We start from the raw sequence: 14501 nt of genomic DNA on the forward strand, positions 1-14501 counted from the left end.
TTAACCAAGCCAGACCATGAAAAAAAACCTATTCCTACTATTATGCTTTATGCTGACAGGCATGGGCGCGAATGCTCAAAAAATGCCGGTCTCCTACGATTTTGGTGAAAAATATCGAGACAGGTACCGCTATTCCAACCTTGTTGCCATTGATGAAGATGATTCAGGGGGTTATATTTTGGTACGTTCCTACTATCAAGGATTAATTCTTAAACCCAAAGGGTATCTCATTGAAAAGTATAACAGCGATTTGGAACTGGTATCCGAATACAACTATAAGCTCAAGGGGTTAGATTTTGTGAACGGGTTTCTTAAAAATGGCCAGTTGAATCTCTTGTTTCTGAAATACAATCCTAACAAGGGTGAATATGAATACTGGGTGCATACGAGTCCAATTATAGACTTCAACTTTAAGGAGAAGAAACTACTTTCCATTGCTTCCGAAGAGGTAAACAATCCCGTAGGGAAGAATTACTATAATCGTGACTTTTCCCGAGGTTTTACGACTGCCATTCTCTTTAATGAAGATAAAACAGGATTTGTAATCAGCACGCATCACAAAAGGGGGAAGAGCAACAAGCATATGATCCATATGTTCGATACCGCCCTCAATAAAAAGTTTGAATACGATTTTTCCGATGAAATCGAAGAGAAGAACTATGCCTTTGAGAACGTAGCTTTTTCATCCGACCTACAAACCGCATATATTGTGGGGAAGGCCTACTTTAAAAAGAGACGTTTTAGGGTAGATGAAAGAAAGTTTCAGTACGAACTGATCAAAGTTTCGCAATATGGAAGTCAAACACAATCCTTTGTAGACCCTGGTAAATATCCCGAAGCGCTGTACCCAGTTCTGATTAAGGACAAGTTGGTCTGTGTAGGATTTTATGCGGATAGAAAGGACAACAGGTATAACGGCATCGCTTATTTTGATGTGAACCCGAATACATTGAATATTAAATCACAGAAATACAATCTCTTCTCACAACAGTTTATGGACGATAAATTTGGCCGGGAAGAAGACAAGGATATCAAAAATCTAGTTTTTAAGGGAGTGGAGGTGACGGACAAAGGTGAAATTTTCTTCAACGCTGAGGAATACTTTGTTACCACTGGTCTGGAAACAACAGGGGCAGGTCAACGTGTTAGAATTGAACGCTACCACCACAACGACATTGTAAGCGTTAAACTTGGGCGCAACGGTAATATGGAATGGGCAAGAAACATTAATAAGACGGAAGTTACCCAAGGCGACGGAGCCTATGCCTCCTATAGTTCATATTGTAAGGATGGTAATACCTATTTCTTTATCTGTACTGCCGCCGAAAATCCACAATTGATCAATAACGAACGATTGATCTTTAAGCAAGGGTTCAGTAGAAACCGAAACGTCTTCATGATTTCTTTGGATAAAAATGGGGTAATGGACTATGAAAAGATCATAGATCAGCAAGAAGCCAGGTTACCACTAATGGTTTCCAAACCACTTAAAGATGAGATGGAAGATAAAATGCTATTTTATGCGAAAAGGGGGGGGAGGAAACAATTGGTAAAAGTGGATTTCAAATAAAAGACCCTTTTTTTAGAGAAAATAATGGCCCCAATAAGGGGCTTTTTTAATGTTTGTATTTTAAAAAGAAAGAAAATACTTACAATTAAATATTGTCGTCAATTCATTCATGCCATTCATCAAATGGTAGCCCTCCTAGGTTAATTAGGGTAAAATTCGCTCATTTATGCATCATACTTTTGGTGTATTGATAACCCTAATTTAAAACAAAAAAATTATGAAATCTTTAAAATTAGTATGTATGGCCATGCTTTGTATGGCAATTGCGTTGGTTTGCTGCTCCGGTTCGGACGGAGAAACAGGACTGCAAGGAGAAACAGGACCAAAAGGCGATAGTATTAAGGGCGATAAGGGAGATCAGGGCGACCCTGGTACCGATGGCATTAGTTGTTGGGACCTTAACGGGAATGGTGTTGGAGATATTACCGTTGATGAAACCAATGAGGATACCAATTTGGATGGTGTTCTGGATGCCTTGGACTGTCAAGGTGACGACGGACAAAATGGAAATGCCAACGTACAAGAATTTGAGTATAATCTTGATGCATTCAATGCCTATTCCCAGCTTAATCTATCTTTAGAAACTATTGTTGACGTCCCTTCTAACTACGCTTATTTATTTTATATAGATACACCTGGTGGATTAAGATATTCATTGCCCGGTAATTTGGTAAACAATACTCATTATGCAAGAGTGTTTATCAATAAGACTGAGGGAACATTTCGGATTAATTTTTACGGTTTGAATGACATGGATTACCAGGTTCCAGGAGGAACATATTCTCATGTTATTGTTGTGGCCATAGAACTATCAAATACTGGAAAAACCAGTGAAAATGTAATGGCAGAACTTAAGGCTGCCGGTGTGGACACTTCCGATTATAATGCTGTGGCCGAATATTTTGGTTTGGATAAATAGTAAAGGATATTTTTTCCCCTTGGGGCAACCTAACCATTAGCTAAAAAGCTGGGCATTTGCCCAGCTTTTTTTATTGGGTTGACCTAAAATATGGACCTTGTGAGCATTAAAAGAATTAGAAAGGATTGGTGATAGCCAAAGAAAAGTAGATGTGAACTTTCTTGTTTCTCGCATATTGTTAAAATAGGAATTTCATATTGAGCGCAGTCGATAAACTTCTTTTACAAATTAGATTTCTTACGCTTCATTTGTTCGATTTGAATGGGCAAAAAATTGTCAAAACTACTCCTGCCCTATGCAAAAATCTGTTCAATTTTTCAATTTCAAAAAAAGGAAATAATCCATATATTTGGATAAAATCCAATATTGTCATCTAAAAATACCATAAACGGAAGGGGGGCACAGAAAAATCCCCACAATAAGTTTCTGCAACATGTTTATGAAATGCGGGAAGACTTTTTGGAATTCTGCAGGTTGGAAGGGGAAGAGGTTGAAAGCAACAAAACACAATACATTCCCATCTTTCCCAAGACCATAGTGAACAAAGTGGATAGTCCGGATGTAGGAATGATGTTCTCCATGAACCCCTACCAAGGTTGTGAACATGGATGTATTTATTGTTACGCAAGAAATACTCATGAATATTGGGGATATAGCGCTGGGTTGGATTTTGAAAGAAGAGTATTAGTAAAAAAGTCGGCCCCAGAACTTTTGGAAGCCAAAATAAAGCACAAAAATTGGAAGGCTCAGACTATTGTATTATCGGGTAATACCGATTGTTATCAACCTGCAGAGCAAAAGTTTGAGATTACCCGAAAATGCCTCGAAATCTTTTTAAAGTATAGACATCCGGTAGGCATCATTACAAAAAATGCATTGGTTTTACGTGATCTTGATATTTTGAAGGAGTTGAACAAACATCAATTGGTAGGAGTCAATATATCGGTCACTTCACTATCAGAAAAAACAAGACGAAAACTAGAGCCCAGAACAGTATCCATCCAAAAAAGATTAAAAACCATTCAGGTGTTATCAGAAAACAATATTCCCGTAAATGCTATGTTGGCGCCGATGATACCAGGAATAAATTCGCACGAATTGTTACCTCTAGCGAAGGCTGTTGCTGACCATGGAGCACTTTCTTTTGGATTGACGGTAGTACGCCTCAATGGAGCCATTGGTCAAATATTCGCCGATTGGATAAGGAAAGCCATGCCTGATAAAGCTGAAAAAGTACTACATCAAATACAGAATTGCCATGGTGGAACATTAAATGATAGTCGATTTGGAACAAGAACTAGGGGAGAAGGCAAAATTGCAGAGCAAATACACGAAATGGCCAGTCTGGCGCGAAAACGCTACTTTAACGGGAGAAGTTTTCCACAATTGAACACAGAAATACACGAGCAATATAAGAACGGACAGATGAAATTGTTTTAACTACAATTGAGCAATGAACAATTAAACTGATAGCAATTTCCAATGAGCATCTGTAATTCGAGCGTAGTCGAAAACCAATTCATAAACCAAGGATTAGTGTTCTCGTGCCCATACTTTAATATATCAATCCAAATTAGAGATTCTTCGTTCCATGCAGAATGACAAAAACAAAAAATGGCCCTTTAGGGCCATTTTTATTATGAATATAGTATGGTCTATTTCAATTCCCAACCTTCTCGGTAATCACGGGTTACCCAGTCGTTAGCTTTCTCATAATTGGTAATCTTCATGTTATCCCCATCCCAGAAAAGTTTTCTTCTCCCTGGTGAGTTATATGGATTCCAATCGCTAGCGGTTTTACCTTCTTGCAATTCTTTGTATTGATAAGCTTTAACTGCCAAATTACCCATGAGCACGGTTTCTGTAAGTCTTCCTGCCTTTTCAAAATTGGAAGATGTTGGCGTACCATTTTGGCAACCATCAACAAAATTGGCGAAATGCCCGCTCATGCCTCCAGGTACTCTTTCGTAAGTAGGAGCCGGTGATTTGTATAAATCCATCATTTCGGAAGGTAATAATCTTGCATTTCGGGAATAGGTATCACATACCAGAATGCCTTTATCCCCATACATAACGGTTCCACCTCCGTTATCTCCTATTGTCTCATCATCTTTAAGTTCATCAGGTAGATTAGGTTTTAATCCGCCATCGTACCAGTTCAAAGCAATATCCCCATGCTCCTCGTGCTCAAACTTTAGGTGGATTTTAGATGAAGGAGGACAAGAATGGCTGTAATCAGCTTCAACAAAATCATCTACCCAAACCGTAGTACAACTTGCTTCTGCCTCTTTAGGATAACCAAGGTCAAGGACACTAAAAGGCGTTTCCATAATGTGGCATCCCATATCTCCCAACGCTCCAGTTCCAAAGTCCCAAAAACCCCTCCATTTAAATGGAAGATAAGCATCATTGTAGTCCCTCATTTTTGCTGGGCCCAACCAAAGGTCCCAATCCAATTCCCTAGGAATACGGTCTTTTTTTGTGGGCAATGGAACACCTTGTGGCCATACGGGACGGTTGGTCCAACAATCGATGGTATGTACCTTGCCAATAATGCCCGATTCTACCCATTCGCGAGCTATTCGGCTACCATCGCTGGAAGCACCTTGGTTCCCCATTTGGGTAACAATGCCTTGTTCTTTTGCAACTTGGGTCATCAGTCGAGCCTCGTAAATATTATGCGTCAACGGTTTTTCAACGTAGGCATGTTTTTTTTCACGCATAAAGGGGAGTGAAATGGTTGCGTGAGTATGGTCGGGAGTTGCCACGGCAATGGCATCAATATCGTTCAAATGTGCATCAAAAACCTTTCTGAAATCTTTGAATCGTTTTACATCTGGAAACTGCTCATAAGTTTGTTGCGCGCGACGGTCATCCACATCGCAAAAAGCTACAAATTTCACCCTACCTGTATCATTCAAACCATTGATTACCCCATTTCCTCTTCCTCCAACACCGAAACCTGCCACATACAGGGTGTCACTTGGGGGGATATGGGTTTTGCCCAACACATGGCTTGGAACAATAGAAAAAGCCGCTGAAGCGGCTGCGGTATTTTTGATGAACTTTCTTCTTTGCATTTTGTTTAGTTTGATTTATGTGAATCACCAAGATACAAAAAAGGCCAACAGAAAACCTATCTATTCGGTATCACCATTCCATTCTTTATAAAATTGTTCAAGGTAGTTCAGCATAAATTGATGTCGCTGCTCGGCCAGTTTTTTTCCAGTGGGAGTGTTCATCTTTTCCTTGAGCAGCAACAGCTTTTCATAAAAATGGTTGATGGTGGGAGCCGTAGATTTTTTGTATCCCTCCTTTGTCATGTTGAGATTTGGAGCAATTTCAGGATTATACAATTCCCTGTTTTTAAAACCACCATAATTGAAAGCTCGGGCAATACCTATCGCGCCAATAGCATCCAAACGGTCTGCATCTTGTACAATTTGAAGTTCTTTCGATGTGAATTTTTCCCCATTTTGCTCCAAACTGTTTTTAAAGGACATGTGTTTGATGATGTTTACGACATGAGCATTGGTTTCTTCATCAACGGATTGAGATTCGAGAAACTTTTCTGCAATTTTTGGCCCTAAACTTTCGTCCCCGCCATGGAATTTTGGGTCAGCAATATCGTGAAGCAAGGCAGCTAGTTGCACAATAATTGAATTGCCCTGTTCATGTTTTAAAATCAATTTGGAAGTATTGAAAACACGTTCAATGTGAAACCAGTCATGCCCGCCTTCGGCGTTTTTGAGTTCATCTTTTACAAAATCAATGGTATTTTGTACCAGTTGGTTTTTTTTCATTATTTGATTTTAACACCAGAAACAATCTGTTTTTCTATTTGAGCAATGACTTCATCGGCATTACCTTTGTTTTCTATGGGCGGATGAACATCAAACGTAACATGGGAACCCAATCCCATTGGGGATTTGCCGTAGCGTAACAATTTCCAAGAATTGTTTATGCTGATCGGTACAATCAGGGCTGAGGGAGCATTTTTCATCAACACCTTTAGTCCTGTTGTTCTAAATGGTTTTGGAACACCGGTTCGACTCCGTGTACCTTCTGGGAATATAACGGCACTCCGATTGTTCTCTTCAATGTATTTGGCCAGCCTTTGAAGCTCGGCAATGGATTGTTTAGGGTCTTTTCTGTCGATAAGTGCAGACCCACTGTGTCTTAAATTATAAGAAACGCTGGGTATCCCTTTTCCCAGTTCTATTTTACTCACAAATTTGGGATGGTATTTACGCATGTACCAAATTATCGGCGGGATATCGTACATGCTCTGGTGGTTGGTAACTATGATCAGTGGTCTATTGGTTGGAATATTTTGGTTGTTTTTAAACCTGTAACGTGTTCCGAGCACGTTGGTGCATCGCATAATAAACCAGTTTAAAAGGGAAACACTCCCTTTGTGCGCATGGTACCCGAACACATTTAGGCAAATCCATTGTATGGGATGGAAAATAACCAAGACCAATCCAAAAAGGAGGAAGAAAATAATGGTCAGGGGGTAGGACAGTAGTTTTTGCACTGATACATGTTTATTGGTTGCCGTAAAAATAAAAAAACCACCCTTTAGGGTGGCTTATTGAATATCTTATTTTACTCGATTTTAGCAAAACTCATTGTAAGCTTCCATCAAGTTTTCTGCGATTAGTTCAGCAGGTCTACCTTCAATATGATGTCTTTCGATCATGTGGACCAACTCGCCATCTTTGAACAATGCCATGCTCGGTGAAGAGGGAGGAAATGGCACCATGTGGTTTCTTGCTGTTTGCACGGCTTCCATATCCACACCTGCAAAAACGGTAACCAAATTGTTTGGGGTCTTGCTATTTTGCAGACTTAATTTAGCAGCTGGTCTTGCATTGGCCGCGGCACAACCACAAACCGAATTCACCACTACCAAAGTAGTTCCATCTTTTTTTAGTGCATTTTCAACGGCTTCACTTGTATGTAGTTCTTCAAACCCGGCACTGGCCAAGTCTTCGCGCATGGGTTTAACCAATTCTTCTGGATACATAGACTTCTTTTTAATTAGATTACAAAGATAGGGGTTTGTTTGGTTTTTTTCATCACCCTTAACATAGCTTAAAGCTTTGTTTATCTAGCAAACCCCTATATTTGGGGTTTAAATTTTGAAGCATGATCAAGTGGATAGCCGCTTTTCTCGGTTATTTTTTATTTCGATTTCCCGGTGCGGTTTTAGGATTCATCGTGGGAACTTTTTTGGATAATTTAGGAGGTTCTGGCAAAAGATCTAGGTCAGTATTTGAAAATGTCACCAAACAATCGGTTTCCCCGGCCGATTTTGAGTTGAATTTGCTCTCCCTGTGTTCCATAATCATAAAGGCTGATGGGCAGGTGAATCAAAGGGAGCTCGACTATGTTCGGCAGTATTTTTTAAGTACTTATGGCAAGGAAAGAGCCAATGCCATTTTCAGGACTTTCAATGAGGTTATTAAAAAAAGGGAAATATCTACCCAGCGCATATGTAACTTTATGCTCCAGCGCACTAGGTACGAGGTGCGGTTGCAAATGCTGCATTTTTTGTTCGGTATAGCTCAATCCGATGGACAGGTAAGCAAAGCGGAAGTTCAAAAATTGAGAGAGATTGCCGGGTATTTTCGTGTGAATCAGCACGATTTTGAAAGTATTATGGCCATGTTCATCAAGTCGGTGGACAATTCGTACAAGATTTTGGAAATTGAAAGAACTGCTACCGATGATGAGGTGAAGAAAGCCTACCGAACTATGGCCAAAAAGTATCACCCTGATCGAGTGGTGACGGAAAACGAGGCCATACGAAAAGGTGCGGAGGAAAAATTTAAAGAGGTCCAAAAGGCCTACGAAACCATACAAAAAGAAAGGGGAATCTCTTAAGCTATTGGAATCATGGAGGAATTTTTGTTTTATATCAAATTAGGGCTTAACCATGTGTTGGATTTTGGTGCCTATGACCATATTTTGTTCCTATCGGCGTTAACAGTCCCGTTTACCTTTAGGAACTGGAAACGAGTATTGGTTTTGGCCACTATTTTTACCGTTGCCCATTGTACCTCTTTAGCATTGTCCGTCTACGATGTGGTTACCATGGATATTGGCCTGATTGAATTTTTAATCCCGGTTACCATTTTGCTCACCGCTCTTTTCAATTTTGCCTATGTATACAAAGAATCTTTGAACGTAGGTATTTTTCTTCACATTTTGGCTACTGCTTTCTTCGGATTGATTCATGGTTTTGGTTTCTCCAATTATTTTAAAATGTTGATGGCGGAAGAAGAGGACAAGATAACGCCATTGTTAGGTTTTGCAACAGGTATAGAGTTGTCTCAAGTTACTATCATATTGATTGTTTTGGCCATTTCATATGTGATTTTGGAACTTTTAAAAGCTAAGCGATGGATTTTTATTGCCATTGCATCAATTTTGATCATCGCCATTACAATACCCTTGCTGATTGCTACGTTCCCCATGTAGGGACTACGTTAAATTTTATTGAATAAGGTTGTAAGGGTCTTTCAAAGCAGGTATATTTATTTAATTATCAGTGTTTTTTGTATAAATGAAGGCGAGCAAACAAGAGAAATACGACAAGGCCTATTTGCGAATGGCTCAAGAATGGGGCAAACTTTCCTATTGTAAAAGAAGGCAAGTAGGAGCCATTATAGTAAAGGATAGGATGATAATTTCCGATGGGTACAACGGCACCCCGACCGGATTTGAAAATATTTGTGAGGATGATGAAGGATACACCAAATGGTATGTGCTCCATGCCGAGGCCAACGCCATTCTTAAAGTTGCATCATCTACACAGTCTTGTGAAGGCGCCACACTGTACATTACTCTATCACCATGCAGGGAATGTAGCAAGCTTGTGCACCAAGCTGGCATAAAACGTGTGGTATACAAGAAGGCGTACAAAGATGACTCTGGAATTAAGTTTCTGGAAAGGGCAGGAGTTGAAATCGTCCATATGCCCGTGTTGGAAGAAATGGTTTAAAACCATAATTGCTATATGAAAAAGATCAAAGGATATATTTGGCCCACGTTACTTGCTTTGGCGGTGGCCCTTGGTATTTTTATAGGGGGAAAACTCCATTTTAACGATTCTCCGGAGAAGCTGTTTTCCACAAATTCCAAAAAGGATAAACTCAACAGGCTTATTGATTACATCGACTACGAATACGTGGACGATGTTGACACCGATAGTATTGTGGATGTCACTGTAAACAATATCCTAGGCAAATTGGACCCACATTCTGTATATATTCCAAAAGATGAAATGGAAGATGTGGCAGAAAGCATGAAAGGCGATTTTGCAGGTATTGGTGTAAGCTTTTACATGTACAGAGATACCATTACTGTTATTAGAACCATCAAGAATGGACCAAGTTACATCGGCGGGATTAAACCCGGCGATCGTATTCTTATGGCTGATAAGGACACCCTCTATGGCAGAAGCATTGCCAATGATGATGTAGTATCTACCTTAAAAGGTAAAATCGGGACCAAGGTCAATTTGAAGGTTTTCAGAAAAACCGAAAATAAAATCATGGAGGTTCCCGTAGTTCGCGATCGGGTTCCCATTAGAAGTGTGGAAGCCTACTATATGTTGACAAAAGATATGGGCTATATCAAAATCAACCGTTTTGCAGAATCCACTTTTGACGAGTTCAAGGATGCACTCAGAAAACTAAAATTAAGAGGGGCAGAGAAATTAACCTTGGACCTTAGAGACAACCCTGGAGGTTATTTAGGTATTGCCGAAAAATTGGCCGATGAATTTTTGGGCGAGGATAAACTGATTCTATTTACCAAGAATAAAAAAGGCAGGGTTAAAAAAGCCTATGCCACCAAAAAAGGAGATTTTGAAGATAAACCGGTATATGTTTTGATCAATGAACGTTCTGCATCTGCCAGTGAAATTATTGCTGGTGCATTACAGGATAATGATATTGGGACTATTGTGGGTCGTCGTTCCTTTGGAAAAGGTTTGGTACAGCGCGAAATGGACTTGGGCGACGGTTCAGCAGTTAGGCTTACCGTTTCACGATATTATACCCCAACGGGAAGGTCAATTCAAAAATCTTATAAAGATGGCAACCATGATTACTATAAAAGATTTATGGAGCGCTATACCAATGGAGAACTTACCTCTGCAGACAGCATTAAAGTGGCGGATTCACTAAAATTTGTAACGCCTAAAGGCAAAGTGGTCTATGGTGGCGGTGGAATAATCCCTGATGTTTTTGTTCCCATAGGAAGCAATCAAGAAGAGGCCATAGAAAGCATGGACGATACCTATCAATTCTTTGCCCGTTTTGTATTTGAGCATTTGGAAGATGATAGAACCATGTATGATGGATATACACAAAACCAATTTTTGGATGAATTTAGAGTAGATGACATCCTTTTCGATAATTTCATTCAATTTGTACTCGACCGCAAAATAAAATTGGATTTCTATGCCTATGAGGATAAGATAAAGGCTTATTTAAAGGCCAATATTGCAGAGCAATTGTTCTCGCCCAATATTTCAGCACAAATCAAGGGAGACCACGATTCTATGCTAAAAAAGGTAAGAGCATTGGATAAAGCTGAAATAGATCAGTCTCAAATAGGTGCTGTCGAAGTTAAGCCTTGATTTATTTTTTGAGCTTCTTGTCTATTTTTTTGGAAGTCATAAAAATCAACATCAGCACAATGGCACACAAAGAGGCCACTATCCCAATCAAAGCAATGGTACTATCACCCTTTAGCGGGTTTTCAAAATCTACCATGGTTACGTTATAGGCAATAAGTCCCAACGCAAGAATAATTAGTACTACAGCAAAGGTCTTGTTCATATCAATAATTTACACACCGTGGGCCAGTAGCTCGTTAATATTGGTGGCAAATAGCTTTACCGCAATCGCCATAAGAATAACACCAAACACCTTACGGATGATGTTGAGTCCGTTTTTACCCAAAATCCGTTCAATCTTAGCACTGGATTTTAGCACGATGTACACAAAGATAACGTTTATAATTATGGCTACTATGATGTTTTCCACATGATATTCGGCCCTTAAGGACAAAATGGAAGTCAAGGTTCCTGCTCCCGCAATAAGAGGAAAAGCGATGGGTACAATGGAAGCTGTTTCTGGCTCATCGTCCTTGTATAGGGTTATTCCCAGAATCATTTCAATAGCAAGGAAAAAAATTATAAAAGCACCGGCAACGGCAAACGAGTTCACATCGATGCCGATTAAAGAAAGGATACTTTCCCCAACAAATAAAAAGGCAACCATAATACAAGCTGCAACTATCGAAGCCTTTTCGGATTGAACATGGCCCACTTTGTTCCTCAGGGATAAAATGATTGGAATACTTCCCAAAATATCGATAACTGCAAATAATATCATTCCAGCCGTCGCTATTTCCTTAAAGTTAAAATTCATCGCGTTGTTTTTTTCGGACGGCAAATTTACGTGTAAAAAATACTTTTGGACGACACATAATGTTTATAAATCATCAAATTTTTGGTTTTGAATTACCTTTGTCAAAAAGTAAGGGTTTAATATGTTCCAGATAGGAAAAACCATTGTATCAGAAGAGATTTTACAAAACGATTTTGTATGTAACCTAAATGCCTGCAAAGGAGCTTGTTGCGTGGGTGGGGAGTACGGTGCCCCGTTGGATGATTCGGAGACCGACAAACTGGTAAACATCTATCAAGATGTTAAACCTTTTTTACGCCCCGAAGGTATTGCCGCCATTGAAGAACATGGGACTTTTGTGAAAGGTGAAGATGGTGAATGGGAAACTCCTTTGGTGAACAACAACGAGTGCGCTTATGTTATTTTTTCTGAAAATGGAGTTGCAAAGTGTGGATTGGAAGCCGCCTATGAGGCTGGCGCAACTAAATGGAAGAAACCAATATCGTGCTATTTGTACCCAGTAAGGACTAGAGAGTATTCGGAGTTTACCGCTGTAAACTATCATAAATGGGAAATTTGTGACCCAGCCTGCGCTTTGGGAGAAGAGTTAAAGGTGCCCATTTATAAATTTGTAAAAGACGCCTTAATCAAAAAATTTGGAGAGGACTGGTACAGGGAATTGGAAGAAGTAGCAGCTGAAAATATTAAATCGTAGGAATGTCCAAGATTACTTTGGTCCCGTTTGGGTTTCCATTTTCGTCAAACAGGTCCATAATATCCACATCAAATTTGTTTTGATAATCCTTTGCGAAATTGGCTAATCTTTCCTTGGTAATACGTATGCCCAAGGATTTCCTTTTGAGTACTCTGTTTTCTTTGTTCACCTCGGCCATGGTCCTTCCAACACCATTGTCCACAATTTCTATGGTTACGTGTCCCTTGTCCTTGTGCTTTACATTTATCTGTATTTTCTTATAACCATTTTTTGGGGATAATCCATGCCATAACGAGTTTTCCAAGAAGGGTTGCAACGTTAAAGACGGAATTTTGATATTATCCACATTGATATCTTTTTCCACCTCTATTTTGAAGTCAATCTCATTGGAAAATCTGATATTTTCAATGTTCATATAAAGTTCCATGGTGCCCAATTCTTCTGCTAGCGGAATTTCTTTTTGGGAAGAAGCCTCTAAAATTTTACGTACTAGTTTGGAAAACTTGTTTAGGTAATGAACAGCGTTTTTTTGTTCGTTGTTTATAATGTAAAGTTTGATGGAGTTCAATGAATTGAACAAAAAATGCGGATTCATTTGACTTCGCAACATTTTTTGCTCCAAGGTAAGGACCCTTTTCTCGTTCTTACTTTGGTATTGACGATATAGGATGTAAAGGATAGATGATATAAGCCCTACAATCAATGCACTGACCAATAGTGTGGTTTGGTTTTTTTTCAATCTTAGGCGGACAATCTCATTTTCTTTGGCGAGGACTGCAATCTGGTTATTCTTCTTGTCATTTTCGTACCTAACGATAATATCGTTCATGTACCGAAGATTGGTAGCGCTGGAAATCTGTTTATCGTACTCGTCAGCTTTTTTGTAAAACTCATAGGCCTTTTTATAATCCCCTTTGGTGTTTTCCATATCCGACAATTTCTCGTATGCATATAGAATATTGCTAGGGATGTTTCGGTTTTGGGCCATTTTTAGACCTTCCTGTATAAATTTTTCTGCTTCATTATAATTGGCCAATTTGGTGTGGGCCCATCCAGTATTGATAAAAACCAAAGAGGTAATGGAAAAGTCACCAATTTTTTTGGATTCTTCTTGTAGTGGTTCTAAAAGTACCAATGCCAAGTAGGGCATGTTTTGTTTAAGATAAATTTGGGCCAAACTGTTCTTACAGATTACACGACCGATATCAGAATCTATTTCTTCATTGTATGCCAGGGATTTTCTGTAGTTTTCAAGTGCACCTTCCAAATCGCCCTTTTCCTCCAAACAATGTCCAATATTTTGATGATTGATAGCCAATCCTAGTTTATTGCCTAGCTCTTCTTCAAACTTTAATGCTCTCTCGAATTGTAAAATGGCTAAATCATACTGTTCTAAAGTTTGATATAAGTTCCCGATGCCATTTAGGGCAACATTAATACTTCTTTTTATGTGGTTGGAAGGATTCTCTACCTGTTCTGCCAGTTCCAGCGCCCTTTGGTTATAGTCCAGAGCAGTTTTAATCGCATCTGTGCGCCTATATACTACTCCGAGCATATTAAGGCTGAGGACCCTAAAGTCGATATTATTGGCTTCTTCTGAAACGGCTAGGGCCTGTTCGTGTAGGTTTGCAGCTTTTTCATATTGGGAAATGTTCCTGTATTTCATTCCCAGCTGGTTCAATGCATAGGCCTGACCTTCGGGATAATTGTTTTCTTCGCTCAAATTGGTGAAATACCTTAATAGAACGGTGTCTCGCTTTTCGGAATAAAGCTCCTGATCTAAAGACTGGTAGGATTTGGGTTGCAGTTGAACGAGAGTTTCTGCTTTCTCGATAAAATCATTCGGAATTTCCTGTGCGGACAATGTTT

The 14501-nt window shown here is 39.4% G+C and carries 15 protein-coding genes; 8 read left to right on the forward strand and 7 right to left on the reverse strand.

From position 1 onward, the window contains the following. Window positions 1-16: 16 nt before the first annotated feature. The 3 genes from D2V08_RS07015 to D2V08_RS07025 all read left to right on the forward strand — a co-directional run bounded on the left by D2V08_RS07015 (window position 17) and on the right by D2V08_RS07025 (window position 3929). On the forward strand, window positions 17-1570 hold the full coding sequence (locus tag D2V08_RS07015) for a hypothetical protein (protein WP_119607333.1): 1554 nt from the start codon (window positions 17-19) through the stop codon (window positions 1568-1570). 217 nt (window positions 1571-1787) lie between these two features. Continuing rightward, window positions 1788-2489: a collagen-like protein gene (locus tag D2V08_RS07020; RefSeq protein ID WP_119607334.1), complete on the forward strand. Its 702-nt coding sequence runs from the start codon at window positions 1788-1790 to the stop codon at window positions 2487-2489. 366 nt (window positions 2490-2855) lie between these two features. Next, entirely contained in the window at window positions 2856-3929 is a 1074-nt protein-coding gene (locus D2V08_RS07025) for a PA0069 family radical SAM protein (RefSeq protein ID WP_119607335.1), read from the forward strand. 215 nt (window positions 3930-4144) lie between these two features. Here D2V08_RS07025 and D2V08_RS07030 read toward each other — a convergent pair whose 3' ends face one another. From D2V08_RS07030 to D2V08_RS07045, 4 genes are all read right to left on the reverse strand, one after another. Next, window positions 4145-5569, reverse strand: coding sequence for a Gfo/Idh/MocA family protein (locus D2V08_RS07030; protein ID WP_119607336.1), 1425 nt, complete (start codon window positions 5567-5569; stop codon window positions 4145-4147). 60 nt (window positions 5570-5629) lie between these two features. Beyond that, window positions 5630-6292 (reverse strand): HD domain-containing protein, encoded by a 663-nt coding sequence (locus D2V08_RS07035; protein ID WP_119607337.1) that lies wholly within the window; start codon window positions 6290-6292, stop codon window positions 5630-5632. Further along, entirely contained in the window at window positions 6292-7026 is a 735-nt protein-coding gene (locus tag D2V08_RS07040) for a lysophospholipid acyltransferase family protein (protein ID WP_119607338.1), read from the reverse strand. Before D2V08_RS07040 ends, D2V08_RS07035 begins: the two co-directional genes overlap by 1 nt. Window positions 7027-7107: 81 nt before the next feature. Beyond that, window positions 7108-7518: a BrxA/BrxB family bacilliredoxin gene (locus D2V08_RS07045; RefSeq protein ID WP_119607339.1), complete on the reverse strand. Its 411-nt coding sequence runs from the start codon at window positions 7516-7518 to the stop codon at window positions 7108-7110. 122 nt (window positions 7519-7640) lie between these two features. On the opposite strand from D2V08_RS07045, the gene D2V08_RS07050 reads away from it, so the two are divergent. The 4 genes from D2V08_RS07050 (at window position 7641) to D2V08_RS07065 (ending at window position 11142) form a co-directional block, all read left to right on the forward strand. Next, window positions 7641-8378 carry a TerB family tellurite resistance protein gene (locus tag D2V08_RS07050; RefSeq protein ID WP_119607340.1) on the forward strand — a complete coding sequence of 246 codons (738 nt, stop codon included), beginning with the start codon at window positions 7641-7643 and terminating at the stop codon, window positions 8376-8378. 12 nt (window positions 8379-8390) lie between these two features. Beyond that, window positions 8391-8975, forward strand: a complete 585-nt coding sequence (locus tag D2V08_RS07055) for a HupE/UreJ family protein (protein ID WP_119607341.1) — start codon at window positions 8391-8393, stop codon at window positions 8973-8975. A gap of 85 nt (window positions 8976-9060) precedes the next feature. Further along, on the forward strand, window positions 9061-9498 hold the full coding sequence (locus D2V08_RS07060; protein WP_119607342.1) for a deoxycytidylate deaminase: 438 nt from the start codon (window positions 9061-9063) through the stop codon (window positions 9496-9498). A gap of 15 nt (window positions 9499-9513) precedes the next feature. Continuing rightward, window positions 9514-11142 carry a S41 family peptidase gene (locus D2V08_RS07065; protein WP_119607343.1) on the forward strand — a complete coding sequence of 543 codons (1629 nt, stop codon included), beginning with the start codon at window positions 9514-9516 and terminating at the stop codon, window positions 11140-11142. Window position 11143: 1 nt separating this feature from the next. On the opposite strand, the gene D2V08_RS07070 is transcribed toward D2V08_RS07065, so the two are convergent. Next, entirely contained in the window at window positions 11144-11344 is a 201-nt protein-coding gene (locus D2V08_RS07070; RefSeq protein WP_119607344.1) for a hypothetical protein, read from the reverse strand. Window positions 11345-11353: 9 nt separating this feature from the next. Continuing rightward, a complete protein-coding gene (locus D2V08_RS07075) occupies window positions 11354-11938 on the reverse strand; it encodes a MarC family protein (protein WP_119607345.1) in 585 nt (194 codons plus the stop codon). 121 nt (window positions 11939-12059) lie between these two features. On the opposite strand from D2V08_RS07075, the gene D2V08_RS07080 reads away from it, so the two are divergent. Then, window positions 12060-12632 carry a DUF3109 family protein gene (locus tag D2V08_RS07080; protein ID WP_119607346.1) on the forward strand — a complete coding sequence of 191 codons (573 nt, stop codon included), beginning with the start codon at window positions 12060-12062 and terminating at the stop codon, window positions 12630-12632. Here D2V08_RS07080 and D2V08_RS07085 read toward each other — a convergent pair. Next, on the reverse strand, window positions 12622-14496 hold the full coding sequence (locus D2V08_RS07085) for a tetratricopeptide repeat protein (RefSeq protein ID WP_245980527.1): 1875 nt from the start codon (window positions 14494-14496) through the stop codon (window positions 12622-12624). The genes D2V08_RS07080 and D2V08_RS07085 overlap by 11 nt on opposite strands. Window positions 14497-14501 lie beyond the last annotated feature (5 nt).

The organism is Flagellimonas lutimaris (assembly GCF_003581615.1).
In the GTDB taxonomy this organism is placed as follows: Bacteria; Bacteroidota; Bacteroidia; order Flavobacteriales; family Flavobacteriaceae; genus Flagellimonas; species Flagellimonas lutimaris.